This window comes from Shewanella insulae (assembly GCF_009831655.1).
Lineage (GTDB): Bacteria > Pseudomonadota > Gammaproteobacteria > Enterobacterales > Shewanellaceae > Shewanella > Shewanella insulae.
The window spans coordinates 97,586-111,236 of the sequence record NZ_WRPA01000015.1 but is presented as its reverse complement, the minus strand read 5'-3'; the positions used below and the strand labels follow the sequence as shown (position 1 = coordinate 111,236).

Annotated in this window: 12 protein-coding genes; 5 read left to right on the top strand and 7 right to left on the bottom strand. The window is 54.3% G+C overall.

The genetic code is table 11. The features are described from left to right. Positions 1 to 116 precede the first annotated feature (116 nt). The 5 genes from GNT65_RS15805 to GNT65_RS15785 form a co-directional block, all read right to left on the bottom strand. Positions 117 to 563, bottom strand: coding sequence for a hypothetical protein (locus GNT65_RS15805; RefSeq protein ID WP_160797942.1), 447 nt, complete (start codon positions 561 to 563; stop codon positions 117 to 119). A gap of 960 nt (positions 564 to 1,523) precedes the next feature. After that, entirely contained in the window at positions 1,524 to 2,042 is a 519-nt protein-coding gene (locus GNT65_RS15800) for a DUF4823 domain-containing protein (protein WP_160797940.1), read from the bottom strand. Between the two features lie 198 nt (positions 2,043 to 2,240). Further along, positions 2,241 to 2,957, bottom strand: coding sequence for a 23S rRNA pseudouridine(2604) synthase RluF (locus GNT65_RS15795; RefSeq protein WP_160797938.1), 717 nt, complete (start codon positions 2,955 to 2,957; stop codon positions 2,241 to 2,243). 9 nt (positions 2,958 to 2,966) lie between these two features. After that, positions 2,967 to 3,668, bottom strand: coding sequence for a DUF998 domain-containing protein (locus GNT65_RS15790; RefSeq protein WP_160797936.1), 702 nt, complete (start codon positions 3,666 to 3,668; stop codon positions 2,967 to 2,969). A 248-nt stretch (positions 3,669 to 3,916) separates the two neighbouring features. Continuing rightward, positions 3,917 to 5,248 carry a Na+/H+ antiporter NhaC family protein gene (locus GNT65_RS15785; protein WP_160797934.1) on the bottom strand — a complete coding sequence of 444 codons (1,332 nt, stop codon included), beginning with the start codon at positions 5,246 to 5,248 and terminating at the stop codon, positions 3,917 to 3,919. A 338-nt stretch (positions 5,249 to 5,586) separates the two neighbouring features. On the opposite strand from GNT65_RS15785, the gene GNT65_RS15780 reads away from it, so the two are divergent. Beyond that, a complete protein-coding gene (locus tag GNT65_RS15780; protein ID WP_244952204.1) occupies positions 5,587 to 6,126 on the top strand; it encodes a DUF3087 family protein in 540 nt (179 codons plus the stop codon). Between the two features lie 5 nt (positions 6,127 to 6,131). Here GNT65_RS15780 and GNT65_RS15775 read toward each other — a convergent pair whose 3' ends face one another. After that, positions 6,132 to 7,079 carry a LysR family transcriptional regulator gene (locus tag GNT65_RS15775; protein ID WP_160797932.1) on the bottom strand — a complete coding sequence of 316 codons (948 nt, stop codon included), beginning with the start codon at positions 7,077 to 7,079 and terminating at the stop codon, positions 6,132 to 6,134. Between the two features lie 146 nt (positions 7,080 to 7,225). Here GNT65_RS15775 and GNT65_RS15770 point away from each other — a divergent pair, with 146 nt between their 5' ends. The 4 genes from GNT65_RS15770 (at position 7,226) to GNT65_RS15755 (ending at position 12,601) form a co-directional block, all read left to right on the top strand. Then, positions 7,226 to 8,683 (top strand): NAD-dependent succinate-semialdehyde dehydrogenase, encoded by a 1,458-nt coding sequence (locus GNT65_RS15770; RefSeq protein ID WP_160797930.1) that lies wholly within the window; start codon positions 7,226 to 7,228, stop codon positions 8,681 to 8,683. 65 nt (positions 8,684 to 8,748) lie between these two features. Continuing rightward, positions 8,749 to 10,029 carry a 4-aminobutyrate--2-oxoglutarate transaminase gene (gene gabT / locus GNT65_RS15765; RefSeq protein WP_160797928.1) on the top strand — a complete coding sequence of 427 codons (1,281 nt, stop codon included), beginning with the start codon at positions 8,749 to 8,751 and terminating at the stop codon, positions 10,027 to 10,029. A gap of 466 nt (positions 10,030 to 10,495) precedes the next feature. Beyond that, positions 10,496 to 11,260 carry a prolipoprotein diacylglyceryl transferase gene (gene lgt / locus GNT65_RS15760; protein ID WP_420853531.1) on the top strand — a complete coding sequence of 255 codons (765 nt, stop codon included), beginning with the start codon at positions 10,496 to 10,498 and terminating at the stop codon, positions 11,258 to 11,260. 150 nt (positions 11,261 to 11,410) lie between these two features. Next, positions 11,411 to 12,601: a potassium/proton antiporter gene (locus tag GNT65_RS15755; RefSeq protein WP_160797924.1), complete on the top strand. Its 1,191-nt coding sequence runs from the start codon at positions 11,411 to 11,413 to the stop codon at positions 12,599 to 12,601. Here the strand turns inward: GNT65_RS15755 and GNT65_RS15750 are convergent. Continuing rightward, on the bottom strand, positions 12,598 to 13,641 hold the full coding sequence (locus GNT65_RS15750) for a WD40 repeat domain-containing protein (protein ID WP_244952203.1): 1,044 nt from the start codon (positions 13,639 to 13,641) through the stop codon (positions 12,598 to 12,600). The two genes, GNT65_RS15755 and GNT65_RS15750, sit on opposite strands and share 4 nt — an antisense overlap. Positions 13,642 to 13,651: the final 10 nt, after the last annotated feature.

Sequence of the window (13,651 nt, the reverse complement as noted above, 5' to 3'; positions counted from 1 at the left end):
AAAAGTAGCACTGATCGCCTGCATGCGAAAGCTCATCGTGATCTTGAATACCATGCTTAAAAGCGAGGAGCTGTGGTGCGCAAAAAACGGATAAATATATTGACTAAACACCACAGTCACTTGTTAGGTAACTTTTTTTCACCGGTAATTTTAATTAACGCATTAGTAATAATGAACTCTAAAAATGCGAATATCATTTGCCCAGAAGAGAAAATACCGCTCTCAAGATATAAAGGAGCTTCACCTCTTGGGAATGGTTTAGTTTGATGTATAAAGTAAAAAAAGTTTATGATCCCGTACAAACCAATTAAAGCCAGTAGTAGAAAATACTTACCGTTAGTCGCTGAAAAAATATGTGCCAAATTCCCATTATTAGTATCAGGCATAGTTTCATTGCACATTTTAACAAGTGGGAAAGCCAATCCAATTACAATAATTTGAGGTAAGAATATAGCTGAATCTGAAAGCTCTATACCGAAGTGGCTACATAGATTAATCGTGATGGTTACAAAGAAAACCAACAGCGCTAAATAAGAAAGTATACGAAGAGTTGACGAGTTCATAGTTACCTAACGCTTATTAGCAAGAATGCCGCCTATGTAAATCACTCTCTACTAATGTACATCGCGGCAAATTTTTTTAAATATTTGAAATTTATATCAATAACAGCATTACATAACAAGGACAAAATAAGCAGCCCGAAAACAAAGCGAGACTTCATTTAACGAGACCTCCACCACTCCCTATTAAATGGCTGACGCTCAGTTTTTTACTGAATTTAATCAATTGGTTACGAATTTTCAAAAAACAAAGCGAGAACCGCAAGATTACATAGTAGGAAGCGAAAGGGGCGCTTTTTTGCAAAATCCCATTATACCTGTATAGATGCGCAGTCTAGCGAGTAGAGTTTGGCAACCTGCCGAACACTCATCTAGCCCTCCTACTCACATCAAACGAAGCCAAATCGAAGAGATGTTAGATACCGAGTGTAGATACGCCGGTGAGCTTCCGAAACAGGGATGTTTCGGCAGAGCCTAAAGGGACTTATTCACGGCGTCTCACAGGCGTATCTGCACATCCCCCGCCGGGCAGGCGTTAGGTAGCGATGAAGGTACGACCTTCAACTCACTTAATAAATGAGCATGTCGCCAAATGCCAACCAATCAAACTATAGAAATGCCAAACCTTCATTCTAAGGGCAGCACACTTTGGGGCAAAAATCAGTTAGCTTTCACGCCTTAAATACACCAATACCGCCAAATCGAAGAGACGTTAGATACCTAGTGTAGATACGCCGGTGAGCTTCCGAAACAGGGATGTTTCGGCAGAGCCTAAAGGGACTTATTCACGGCGTCTCACAGGCGTATCTGCACATACGTCGTTCTTTCACATCCATGTAATCACGACATTGGTACTTCCATGTACTGCACCCGCCGGGCAGGCGTTAGATAACAATGAAGATTAGCCCTTCAAATACCTACTAAATAATCATTCAGCCTGATACTCGAGCATAAGCCCACAGCCTATTTGTATAGGCGACTCACAAATGCATTGGTGGGCTCAGGTAGGAGATCCTGAGGGTGATCGCCGCCGAAGCTGGCCCACTTACTCTTTCCCGTGTAGGAAGCATTTGCAATTTCTTGCTTGGTTCGAGCATCTATGACGATAAGCTGAATCTCTATGGTGTCAGAGATCCCTGACCATTCGGTTGCCCTGTCTTCCCAGTGGAGAATGATAGGTTTTACAAAGTAGCCAAACTGATTGGCATCAAGCTGTTTTAGGCAGTCGTCACCCACGCAATCGGCCGCGATACTTACCCTACTGGTGTATTTGGAGAAGGCGCTTCGGACAGCATTGGCTGTCATACGGCCTGAATTGCGATAAACCTTGTCGCCATACCAGCCATTTTCGGGCACGGCAACCAGCACGCTCTTGGTGGGATCTAATTTAGCTGTAGGGGTCTGTAGTGCCGAATGTTGATAGGTCGAGCTGCAACCTGCGAGTAGTAATGCGAAGGTGAGAAGTGTCACTGCCTTTATCATTGCTGAGCCTCATAAGATTAATCCATTAAACGTAAAATAGCCTAGCTGGAATTCACACCATAATCTATGAACCGAACCACAAGCTTAGTCACGAAATAAAGCGCTAATCAAGATCAGTAAATCTCAATTGAAGATACGTTGTAAACCTGTGTAGATACACTCGTAATCTCAGTTGACTAGAGCAACGATACCTAGGTCTTATTCTATGCTGGCCCTAAGCATAGCAATCTCCTGCTCGGTTAACTCCCGCATCTCCCCCTCGGGCAGATCGCCCAGGGTCAAGGACTCAATGGCGACGCGCTTAAGGTCGACTACCTTATAGCCCAGAGCCTGACTCATGCGGCGGATCTGGCGGTTGAGCCCCTGGGTGAGGACTATCTCGAAGCTGTCTGGGCTAAGGCGTGTCATCTGGCAGGGGAGGGTGGTGACATCCTTATAGCTGACGCCTGCTGCCATCTGGCGAATAAAGGCGTCGTCGAAGGGCCTGTCCAGCCTGACATGGTAGCGCTTGTGGTGGGCATAGCTTGGGTGCATCAGGCGCTGGGTCAGCTCGCCGTCGTTGGTGAGAAGCAGTAATCCTCTCGAATCCTTATCCAGCCGCCCCACGGGGTAGAGACGTGGCTGCCCTGGTAAGAGGTGCAGCAGGCTGGCCGGATCTTGCGGCTGCAGGCGACAGTCGGTGCCCACCGCCTTGTAGAGCATCCAGTAGGCCTTATCGGCGATGGGGGGCTGAGGCTGGCCATCGACACAGACGGTGAGGGATGCCTGCTGGCCAGAGGAGGTCTGGATTAGCTCGACACGACTGACGTGGTTGGCCAACTGATCACCTATGCTGACCCGCCCATCGCGGATCAGCCGTGATGCGGCGCGGCGAGAGCAGAGTCCGGTTAAGGCGAGGTACTGGGCGAGGCGCATCAGGCTTGCTTAGCCGCCTGCCGAGATCCGGCTAGTCAGGTTATCCTGATAGCTGTGCCTGGCAAGCTTCTTGATGGTGAGCGCCAGGGTGACACACCAGATCATCACCAGATTGGTCTGAACCCACATGGCAAGGGCGACGCCGCATATCGAACCGTCTTGGTGATTGCAGGGCGCGAAGTCGAGGATCGCCCAATCGACCATGAGGGCCAGGCTGCTAGCGGCGATGAGCCCGAGGCCGGAGACGACAAACAGTGGTGTCGAGCAGAGTGCCTTATGGTTGACCCTGGCCGAGAGGGTCAGGAAATAGAGGACTATGGTGGCGATCAGGAAGATGGTGGAAAACAGCCTGTGTTCCTTGAGGTAGTTGATGGGGTAGATGCCGATGAGGATGATGGTGATCCCCACCACGAAGCCTGCCAGGGCGATGTAGTTGCCAAAGTGGCCCAGCCTGAGTTGTAGCAGGCCGTACATGGCCAGCAGTATGCAAGAGCCCGCCAGGATCAGCCCCATGTTGAAGATGTAGGCCAAGGGAGAGTCGACATAGTTGCCCAGCAGATCGGGCCTGTGATTAAAGGCTTCCGGTCCCATCGCCTGAAACTTGGCGAACAAGGAGATAGAGATGCCGAGGGCTGAGATGAACGCACCCGCGAGTATGGTAAATACCACCATGCGTTGCAGGTCGTAGTTAATCGGTTGGTGTAGGGCCATAGCGATGCCATTTATTGTTGTTTTTTGAATATAAAAAAGGAGCACATCTTGTGGTACTCCTTTGATTCTGACGCCTGGCTTATTTTAGTAAATGCTTAATCTGGCGGCCTGCGTCGACAATTATATCCCTATGAGCATAGTTTAATTGAAAACCCCCAAAGAGTGGAACCGCTAAGGTGAGGAATGTCACAATTTAGATTGTACGCCAGCAGACGGGGCGCACAATCTAGGAGCTGTGATGCTTGGAATTAGTGACGCTTGCGCAGCACCACTATGGCGATGGCGACTACGGCGAGTATCATGCAGTACCAGGCGTGGGTTACCGCCTGTAGCGGGCTGATACCGAAGGTGGAGGCGATAAGCAGCGCCTGGGCACCATAGGGGATGAGTCCCTGAATGATACAGGAGAAGATATCCAAGATACTGGCGGCGCGCTTCGGGGTAACTTCATGTTTCTCGGCCAAGTCTTTGGCGATGTCGCCGCTTACCACGATAGACACAGTATTGTTGGCCACACAGGTATTGGTCAGGGCGACGATACCTGCCATGCCCAGCTCAGAGGCGCGGGTCGAGGCCTCGCCCTTGGCGCTGGAGAAGCGGACGATAAGTTTCTCTATCTGCTTGCTCACAAATGCCAGTCCGCCCTGTTGTTGCATCAGGGCCGCCAGGCCACCCACGAGCATAGAGAGGATGAAGATCTCCTGCATGTTGCTAAAGCCGGTATAGATATCCTTACCAAACTGGATCAGGCCATACTCCAGGGTGGCAAACCCGGTAATGCCGGCCAGCAAGATCCCAACTGTCAGCACCACGAACACGTTCAGTCCGGCCACCGCCAGCACGAGAATGGTGAGGTAGGGAACCACCTTGAGAAAATCTATCTCTTGTGGCGCCACATCGGCCTGCCCCTGTCCGACTAGGGTGAAGACCACCAGGGTGATCAGCGAGGCGGGAATGGCAAAGATCAGGTTCTCTCTAAACTTGTCCTTCATCTCGCAGCCCTGGGTGCGGGTCGCGGCAATGGTGGTGTCTGAGATGATCGACAGGTTGTCACCAAACAGGGCGCCTGAGATCACCGCCCCGGCCATCAGCGCCAGGTCGATATGTGCCTCTTCGGCCACGCCTAGCGCGATAGGGGCGACCGCGGCTATGGTGCCCATAGAGGTGCCCATGGCGGTGGCGATAAAGGCGGCGATCACGAAGAAACCCGGCAGCAGCAGGTTAGAGGGGACTAACGACAGGCCCAGTGCCACGGTAGCATCCACGCCGCCCGTCGCCTTGGCAACCGAGGCGAAGGCACCGGCTAATAGGTAGATGAGACACATGGCGATGATGTTGGAATGACCTATGCCACCGATGAAGGTCTCTATGCTCTGATTCAGCTTCTCCTTGGAGATCACTATCGCCAGTATGATGGCGGGTAAGATGGCGACTACGCTGGGCAGCTGATAGAAGGCAAAGTCGACGCCCTGGCTTTGGAAATAGACGCCGGCACCGATAAACAGGGCCAGAAACAGGAATAACGGCAGTAGGGCGATAAATGATGCCTTGGGGGCCGTGGTTTGTGTTGGTGTTGTCAAAACGCTCTCTCTTCTCGCTAAACGTCTCCATGGAGACGTGTCATTAAAACTGGATGTTCGTTCCCTTGCCCTCCTAGCTGGAACATCTCGCCTGGGCGAAATGGGACATCTCAATAGGTGAGAGGATATGAGATCGAAAGACGTCTGTCAATTTAGACGTCTAGATGTTTTTACTGCTAAATGTTTGGTTGCTGTTAAATTCTCTGGCAAGCCTGTTAACATCTTGCGGTAACAAGTTATTAACTTGCCTAGCTTAAGCCGAGAGATCAAATTTTTTATCGTTTTAAAACTGTTACTTAACTTATTACTCATGCTAGGCTTGCTTAGGCTAAAACGGATTGGAAATCGAAAAAATGATGTTAGTCGAGGTGGATAAGGCGCGTTATCGCCAGCATTTAAATCGGGTGATTGCGGTATTTATCGCCAGTTTAGCCCTGCTGTCTCTGGTATCAGGGCAGCTGTTGATCGCCCTGTTTGGCAATCAGGAGGTGGTCAGCGGCGAGTCGACCGGCAACCTGCACCTGAATTTCTTCGGCGTGTTGATGGGCTTTGCAGTCTGCGCCTTGGCGCTCTACCAACAGCGCCACAAAGCGTACTTTCGCGAGATCTATTATGTGTCGAGACTTAAGGCGCTGCAGAACCGCATCTACCGCAAGTTCAAGCAGATTAAGCAGGCGGGCGAGCGCAATGACATCGACGCCCTCATCATACAGGTGTTCTATTTCAGCAGCCAGAAACTGGTTTATCTGCTGGACGATAACACCTTGACCCTGAGCCAGGTCGATAAGGAATTAGAGGCAGTTAAGGCGCGTATCGCCTCGCTTGGGCTTAATATCGGCCCAGAGGATTTCGACGAGTCGCTGCTGGAGAAGTTTTAGCTCCTTTATCTCTGCTCGACACGCGGCTTATCCAGGCCAAACACTTCGTTGAAGGCCTGGGTGAGCAGCTCTACCTTGGCGCTCTCTCGCGCCGACTGCTTGACCACCATGGAGAGGTTGAACTGATAGCTGGCCTCATCTCCATGAATGATCTTGATCTCCTGCTGTTTCAACTCCTCCTGTATGTAGCTCAGGGGCAGATAGCCTATGTAGCAACCCGATAGAATTAAGGTTTTACGTGTATCAAACTGATACGCCTTGGCCGACAGGTTGAGGCGCTTTAGCTGCTCTCTACCCTCGGGATCGATATCGACGCCGGGATGGGCCGAAGGGGTCTTGGCCAGCATCTCTGCGCTGATCTCCTCATCGCTCAGATGGAAGTAGGGGTGCTTGGCGCTGCAACACAGGTAGATGGGCTCGCTGAAGATGGTTTGATAGTTGAGGCCCTGGATTTGTTGATAGCTGGGCAGCAGGCCGACGTGGGCTTTGTCCTGTAGCAGCGACTTCTCAATCTGGTGCAGCGCCTCTCCATCAAGAATCAGGTGCAGCTGGGGCTGGCGTTGGTGTATGTAGGCGATCACCTGGGCCAGCTTCTGCTGCATGCCATGGTCCAGCTGATCGGCGCAGAGGATCACCAGTTCGCCGATCAACTCTTCGCCCAAGTTGTTAACAAACATCGAGAAATCGTTGAGGGAATCGAAGAGTTCGATACAGGCGTGATACACGGCCTGGCCCGCTTCTGTGAGGGCAAATCCACCTCGTCCCCGGCTGCAGAGCTTGAGCTTCATGCGACTCTCTAGGTTCGACATATGTACGCTGATGGTAGAGCGTGTAACCCCTAGTTCATTCTCGGCGGCGGCGAAGCCCCCGTTCTCCACCACGGTGCGAAAGATACGCAGTAGACGCAGATCGTATTCGGTGATCGCCTTGGGGATGATGGACTGTTTGCTCATTAGTTTTATAAGGTTCAAACTTTATGTTGAATATTTGGTATTTAACCCGAGTTAGTTTTGCTATTCAATAGAGAAATTAGCGCGCCTGCTCGATTCACACTATGGCGCAGCCCTTTAGATTCGAACTATTTATGCAGGGAACTGTTATGCAGGGAATTAAAGACACTCAGTTAATCAAACTTTCCTCCTATATCGACGGCAGATGGACGGCGGGCGACCAGCGCTTCGATGTGGTGAACCCGGCTAGTCAGGAGGTGATTGCCCAGGTGGTTGACGCCAGTCTCGACGATACCCAGGAGGCCATACTTGCTGCCAAGCGGGCACTGCCTGAGTGGTCTAAGCGTTCGGCTAACGAGCGCGCCGCCCTGATGCGTAAGTGGTTCAATCTCATGATGGAGCACCAGGAAGATCTGGGCCGCTTGCTGACCCTGGAGCAGGGCAAGCCGCTGGCCGAGGCCAAGGGGGAGATCGCCTACGGTGCCGCCTTCATCGACTGGTTCGCCGAGGAGGGCAAGCGTGTCTACGGCGATACCATTCCGGCGCCCGCCAACGATAAGCGTATTCTGGTGCTCAAGCAGCCTGTGGGCGTGGTGGCCTCTATCACTCCATGGAACTTCCCCAACGCCATGATCGCCCGTAAGGCGGCGGCTGCGTTGGCGGCCGGTTGTACCTTCGTGGCACGTCCCTCACCGCTGACGCCGCTGTCGGCCCTGGCGATGGCCGAGCTGGCCGAGCGCGCCGGTATCCCTGCCGGGGTGTTCAACATAGTGGTGGGCGAAGATGCCGTGGGCATGGGCAAGGTGCTGACCCAGCATCCGGATGTGGCCAAGTTTACCTTCACCGGTTCTACCGCCGTGGGCAAGATCTTGCTGGCCCAGTGCGCCACTAGCGTGAAGAAGGTCTCGATGGAGCTGGGGGGCAACGCGCCCTTCATCGTGTTCGACGATGCCGATATCGACGCCGCGGTGCAGGGCGCCCTGATCTCCAAGTATCGTAACGCCGGGCAGACCTGTGTCTGCACCAACCGTATCTTCGTGCAGAAGGGGGTCGAGCAGGCCTTTACCGAGAAATTTACCGCTGCCGTGGCCAATCTCAAGCTGGGCGATGGCCTGGGTGATGGTGTGACCGTCGGCCCCATGATCTCAAAAGACGCGGTAAAAAACGTGCTCAAGCTGGTGGGTGACACTGTGGCAAGCGGCGCCAAGCTAGTGACCGGTGGCCAGCCGAGCAAGCTGGGGGAGAGCTTCCTGGCACCCGTGATCGTCACCGATGTGACCAACGAGATGCCGCTGGCTCGCAACGAGATCTTTGGCCCCGTGACCCCTATCATCAGCTTCGATAGCGAGGATGAGGCGCTGGCCATGGCCAACGATACCGAATATGGCCTGGCTGCCTATTTCTACGCCCGGGATATCGGCCGCATCTTCCGCGTCGCCGAGGGGCTGGAGTACGGCATGGTGGGCGTCAACGAGGGGATCATCTCCAACGCCGCCGCGCCTTTTGGCGGGGTGAAGCAGTCGGGCAACGGCCGTGAAGGCTCCAAGTATGGCCTGGACGATTACCTGGAAATTAAATACCTGTGCCTCGGTGGCTTAGATAAATAGTGGCTCAGATAAATAGTGACTCAGATAAATAGTGGCTTGGATAAGTAGACGTAAGGACAGAGACGATGAGCAACGCAGAATTACAGTCGCGTAAGGTACAGGCGATCGCCAGGGGACAGGGCAACGCCTATCCCGTCTATGTGGAGCGGGCGTTAAACGCCGAGCTATGGGATGTCGAGGGCAAGCGCTACATCGACTTCGGCACAGGCATCGCCGTGTGTAATACGGGCCATAGCCATCCCAAGGTGGTGGCGGCGGTCAAGGCGCAGCTGGATAACTTCAGCCATACCTGTGTCATGGTCAATCCCTACGAGTCGGCGGTGGCCCTGGCCGAAAAGCTGAATCGCATCGCCCCCGGCGACAGCGACAAGAAGACGATCTTCGTGACCACGGGGGCCGAGGCGGTGGAGAACTGCGTCAAGATCGCCAGGGCCCACAACGGGCGTCGCGGCGTCATCGCCTTCAACGGCGGCTTCCATGGCCGTACCAACCTGACCATGGCGCTGACGGGCAAGATAACCCCCTACAAGCATCAGTTTGGCCCCTTCGCCGGAGATATCTTTCACGCGCCCTATCCGGTGGCCTTTCATGGCGTGAGCGTGAAAGACTCCCTCAAGGCGATCGAGCATCTGTTTAAGGTGGATATCGCCCCCTGTGATGTGGCGGCGATCGTGGTCGAGCCGGTGCAGGGCGAAGGCGGATTCTACGCCGCGCCGCCAGAGTTCTTACAGGCACTCAGGGCCCTGTGCGACCAGCATGATATCGTGCTGGTGATGGACGAGATCCAGACAGGCTTTGGCCGTACCGGCAAGATGTTTAGCTGTGAACACGCGGGCGTCGAGCCGGATCTGATGACCATGGCCAAGGGGATCGCCGGTGGCTTCCCACTCGCTGCCGTGGTGGGTAAGAGCGAGATCATGGACGCGCCGCTGCCGGGTGGTCTGGGCGGCACCTATGGTGGCTCCCCCGTGGGCTGCGTGGCGGCGCTGTCTGTGCTCGAGGTGATGCAAGAGGAGCAGCTGGTGGAGCGCGCCGTTAAGATAGGCGACACCTTCAATCAGGCGCTCTCGGCGCTCAAGGAGCAATATCCTCAGCTGATTGGCGAGGTGCGCAATCAAGGCGCCATGATCGCCATGGAGTTGGTGATCGACGGCGATAGCGAGCAGCCAAATACTGCATTGACCCAGGCGATTATCGCCAACGCCGCCGAACATGGTCTGGTGCTGCTGGCCTGTGGCTTCTATGGCAACGTGATCCGCTTCCTGCCGGCGCTGACCATAGGCGATGAGATCATGGCCGAGGGGCTGGCCAAGTTTAAGACGCTGTTTGAGAGCCTGGTGGGCTAAATCGCGTTGGGAAGGTGCGAACAAGTCGTCGCACAGCTCTGGCTTTGATAGCAGCGACAGTTCAAGGCATTCAACTGAGGGCATGCCGAGGCCTGCTGAAGCTGAATAACGCCGAAATGGTGTTGCTATCCAAGCCCCGCAGGGCGAGGCTTACAGTGGTATTTGCTGCGTTACAGTTCTTGCGAAGGACTAGGGCCATTCGCTGCAAACTGTGCCTTGCATCTATCCACTTTAAGCACACGCAGAGCAAGCACGGGACTTATTCGCACCTTCCCTTGTTTGCGAGCCATCACCAAAAGCCTGGGAGATTTCTCCCGGGCTTTTTTGTATCTGTATGTTGAAAATCGCCACAAGACCTTGAATAAGCAAGTCGAAGCGCGTAAAACTGCCTGTCAGCAGCGTTATTCACCGGGCCGGTCGGCCTAATGCGAGGGAGTTTAGGTTTTTGGATCACTTTATTTGGAATATGGACCCTGTGTTGGTTTCATTTATGGGGCTGACGATACATTGGTATGGCGTCCTGTTTGCTAGCGCGATCTTCGCGGGCTTTCAGGTGATGAAAAGCATCTATGTGCGTGAAGGCCTGGATGTGGAATCACTGGATAATCTCTTGATCTATTGTGTTATCGGCATAGTGGTGGGGGCGCGTCTGGCCCATGTGTTGTTTTACGATCCCAGCTACTACTTCGCGCATCCGGCCAAGATTCTGGCGATATGGGAAGGCGGTCTGGCTAGCCACGGCGGCGGCCTGGGGGCGATACTGGCGCTCTACTATTATCACCGCAAGATGAAGCTGCCTTTCCTGTTTCTATTGGATCGACTGGCGATCGCCACGGCGATCTTCGGCTTCTTCGTGCGTATGGCCAACTTCGTTAACTCTGAGATCCTCGGGGTGCCCAGCGACAAGCCCTGGGCCATAGTGTTCGAGCGGGTAGACATGTTGCCGCGCCATCCGGCCCAGCTGTATGAGGCATTGGCCTACCTAGCCATCTTCATCGCCCTCTGGATAATCTACAAGACCACTGAGATGAAGCAGAAGCAGGGCGCCCTGTTCGGTCTCTTCCTGGTGTGGGTGTTCAGTGCCCGTTTTCTCATCGAGTTCGTCAAGGTGAAGCAGGCGGCCTATGCCCAAGACTGGACCATGAGCGCCGGTCAGATGCTGAGTATTCCCTTCCTGCTGGTGGGCGCCTTCCTGCTGGTGAAGCCCTATCTGGTCTCCAAGACGAAATAGCCTGTTTAAAAGCCCGGCTTAGGCCGGGCTTTTTTTTCAATTAAAAACCGTTAATCAAACATTTAACTCATCTCCAATTAATGGTTCCTCTGCTAAAATAAGCAGGAAAATTTCATTGAGCCAGCCTATTTATCTGCCAGAAGGAGAGCTATGTCCTACCAGGTTATCTTGTTAGGGATCGCCGCGCTGATTGCCGTGGGCATCCTGTTGCATCACCCCTCAAAGACCCTGGGGCTACCCAGCCTGTTGATCTTCATGGGGGTGGGCCTTAGCCTGGGGAATGGCGAGTTTAATTTTGTCTACGATAACCTCACCCTGACCTCCACGGTCGGGGCGGTCGCCCTCAATATGATCGTCTTCGTCGGTGGCATCAATACCAAGACGGAGAGCATCAAGCTGGCCTACAGGGAAGGCGGGATGTTGGCAACCTTAGGGGTGTTGTTGACCACACTTATTCTGGGGGCGCTCCTCTATCCGCTGACCGACTGGAGTTTGGTGATCTGCCTGCTGTTTGCTGCCGTGGTCTCCTCGACCGATGCGGCGGCCGTGTTCTCGATTCTGGAGTCGAAGAAGCTCAAGCTCAAGGAGCGCACGGATACGGTACTGGAGTTCGAGTCGGCCACCAACGACCCGGTCGCCTTGGTGATGGTGATGATACTCACAAGTATCGCCCTGAAGCCGGATGCGCCGGTATCGCCCTGGGCGATAGGCCAGATGTTAGGCTTGCAGATCGCCTTAGGGATAGGCGTCGCCTTCGTGGTGGCCAAGTTGGCGGTGTGGGCACTTAACAGCATATATCTGGAGGAATATGGTCTTATCCCCGTGTTTGTGCTCGCCAGTTTCGTGTTGGCGGCCTATGGCAGTGAGCTGGCCGGTGGCAACATTCTGATCGCCTCCTATGTGAGCGGGGTGGTGATGGGCAACGGTATACGCCGGGGCGTGGAGGTGACGCGGCATTTCTTTAACAGCCTCTCCTGGCTGGCGCAGTCGCTGATGTTTATCATCTTGGGATTACAGATCTTCCCCCAGACGCTGTTTTCCGTGTTCTTCCTGTCGCTTATTCCGGCGGCGCTGCTGATGCTGGTAGCCAGGCCCTTGGCGGTGCAGATCTGCTATCTGCCGTTTCGTCAGGCGAGCTGGAAGAAGCGGCTGTTTATCTCCTCCATAGGTCTCAAGGGGGCGACCCCAATCGTCTTCTCGCTGATCCCGGCGGCGGCCGGTGTTGAGGGGGCGGTGGAGATGGTGCATCTGGTGTTCTTCATCGTGCTCTTCTCCATCCTGTTGCAGGGGGCGGCCATAGAGCCGCTGGCCAAGCGGCTTAGGCTTAACCGCGACAGCTAGTTGCTTAGTCCCCAGTGCTCTAGGGCGCCGTCTGAGCTGAGGGTGATGAGCTGCCCACCGTCACTCACCATATCCAGCACTGTGGTGCCCATGGAGAAGGGGGTGAGCTGCCAGCGTTCTAGCTCTTCCCCCGTGGCGACCCGCCAGCGAAAGATAGTCTGTTTCGAGGTAGCTGTGATCAACTCATCGCCCCTGTGAATGAAGAGAGCGCGGCGAAAATAGCGGTAGCGCTCGAAGTAGCTCAGTTGACTCTGCGGCTCGCCTGTGTCGAATGCCAGCAGCTGATGGTTGTCCAGATTATCGGCGAAGAAGAGACGCCTATCGGCCTCATCAAACGCCAGGCTGGTGATGCGCTGGGGCAGAGAGAACTGCTTGATGATCTCGCCACTGCCGCTGACCCACCAGAACACCCTGCCATCATGACCCGCCGATAACAGGCGATCGTCCGTGACACCAAAGGTTAGGAAGGCCACCTCAGCGTCGTGTTGCTTAAACAGGGAAAATTGCTGTGCGTTGAGATCCACCAAGATCACGCTGCCTTCGTTCATGCCGATGGCGATGCGGCTACCCGTCTGATTGAGCGCCAGGGTCGAGATGCTGGCGTAGTCGTCAAAGCCGTTGACCTGCCAGGTCAGCTGGATATTGCCCTGCTCGAGATCGATGAGGCTTATCTGACGCTTGCCACCATAGGCCAGATAGCGCTTGTTGCCCGACAGGGCGAGTTTATAACCCGGATGCTCGAAGGCGGTTGCCGGCCAGTGGAGACGCTGCTTGCCCTCGGGAAGGCTCCAGACGCTGAGATCACGACTGCGACTCAAAGTGACAGCCAGGCTGGCATCCTCTGCAAGCAGCCCGGCTACCAGGTTATCTGCCACCAGACGCTTAAGGCTCAGGGGCGGCTGGCTTGTCTGCTTATCTGAGCAGCCGGTGACGGCGACGAGTAACAGGGCTAGACATAAGAGGTGGCACAGGCGCTTGAGTGAGGGCATGACGATAGCGGCTAAGGCTCTGTTGTTGTGGGTTATCTGAGCATAACACATGCAAAAGCCC

Coding starts and splice junctions, on each gene's coding strand:
- GNT65_RS15805 (WP_160797942.1), bottom strand. CDS start 563: ATGAACTCGTCAACTCTTCGTATACTTTCTTATTTAGCGCTGTTGGTT.
- GNT65_RS15800 (WP_160797940.1), bottom strand. CDS start 2,042: ATGATAAAGGCAGTGACACTTCTCACCTTCGCATTACTACTCGCAGGT.
- GNT65_RS15795 (WP_160797938.1), bottom strand. CDS start 2,957: ATGCGCCTCGCCCAGTACCTCGCCTTAACCGGACTCTGCTCTCGCCGC.
- GNT65_RS15790 (WP_160797936.1), bottom strand. CDS start 3,668: ATGGCCCTACACCAACCGATTAACTACGACCTGCAACGCATGGTGGTA.
- GNT65_RS15775 (WP_160797932.1), bottom strand. CDS start 7,079: ATGAGCAAACAGTCCATCATCCCCAAGGCGATCACCGAATACGATCTG.
- GNT65_RS15770 (WP_160797930.1), top strand. CDS start 7,226: ATGCAGGGAATTAAAGACACTCAGTTAATCAAACTTTCCTCCTATATC.
- gabT (WP_160797928.1), top strand. CDS start 8,749: ATGAGCAACGCAGAATTACAGTCGCGTAAGGTACAGGCGATCGCCAGG.
- lgt (WP_420853531.1), top strand. CDS start 10,496: ATGGACCCTGTGTTGGTTTCATTTATGGGGCTGACGATACATTGGTAT.
- GNT65_RS15755 (WP_160797924.1), top strand. CDS start 11,411: ATGTCCTACCAGGTTATCTTGTTAGGGATCGCCGCGCTGATTGCCGTG.
- GNT65_RS15750 (WP_244952203.1), bottom strand. CDS start 13,641: ATGTGTTATGCTCAGATAACCCACAACAACAGAGCCTTAGCCGCTATC.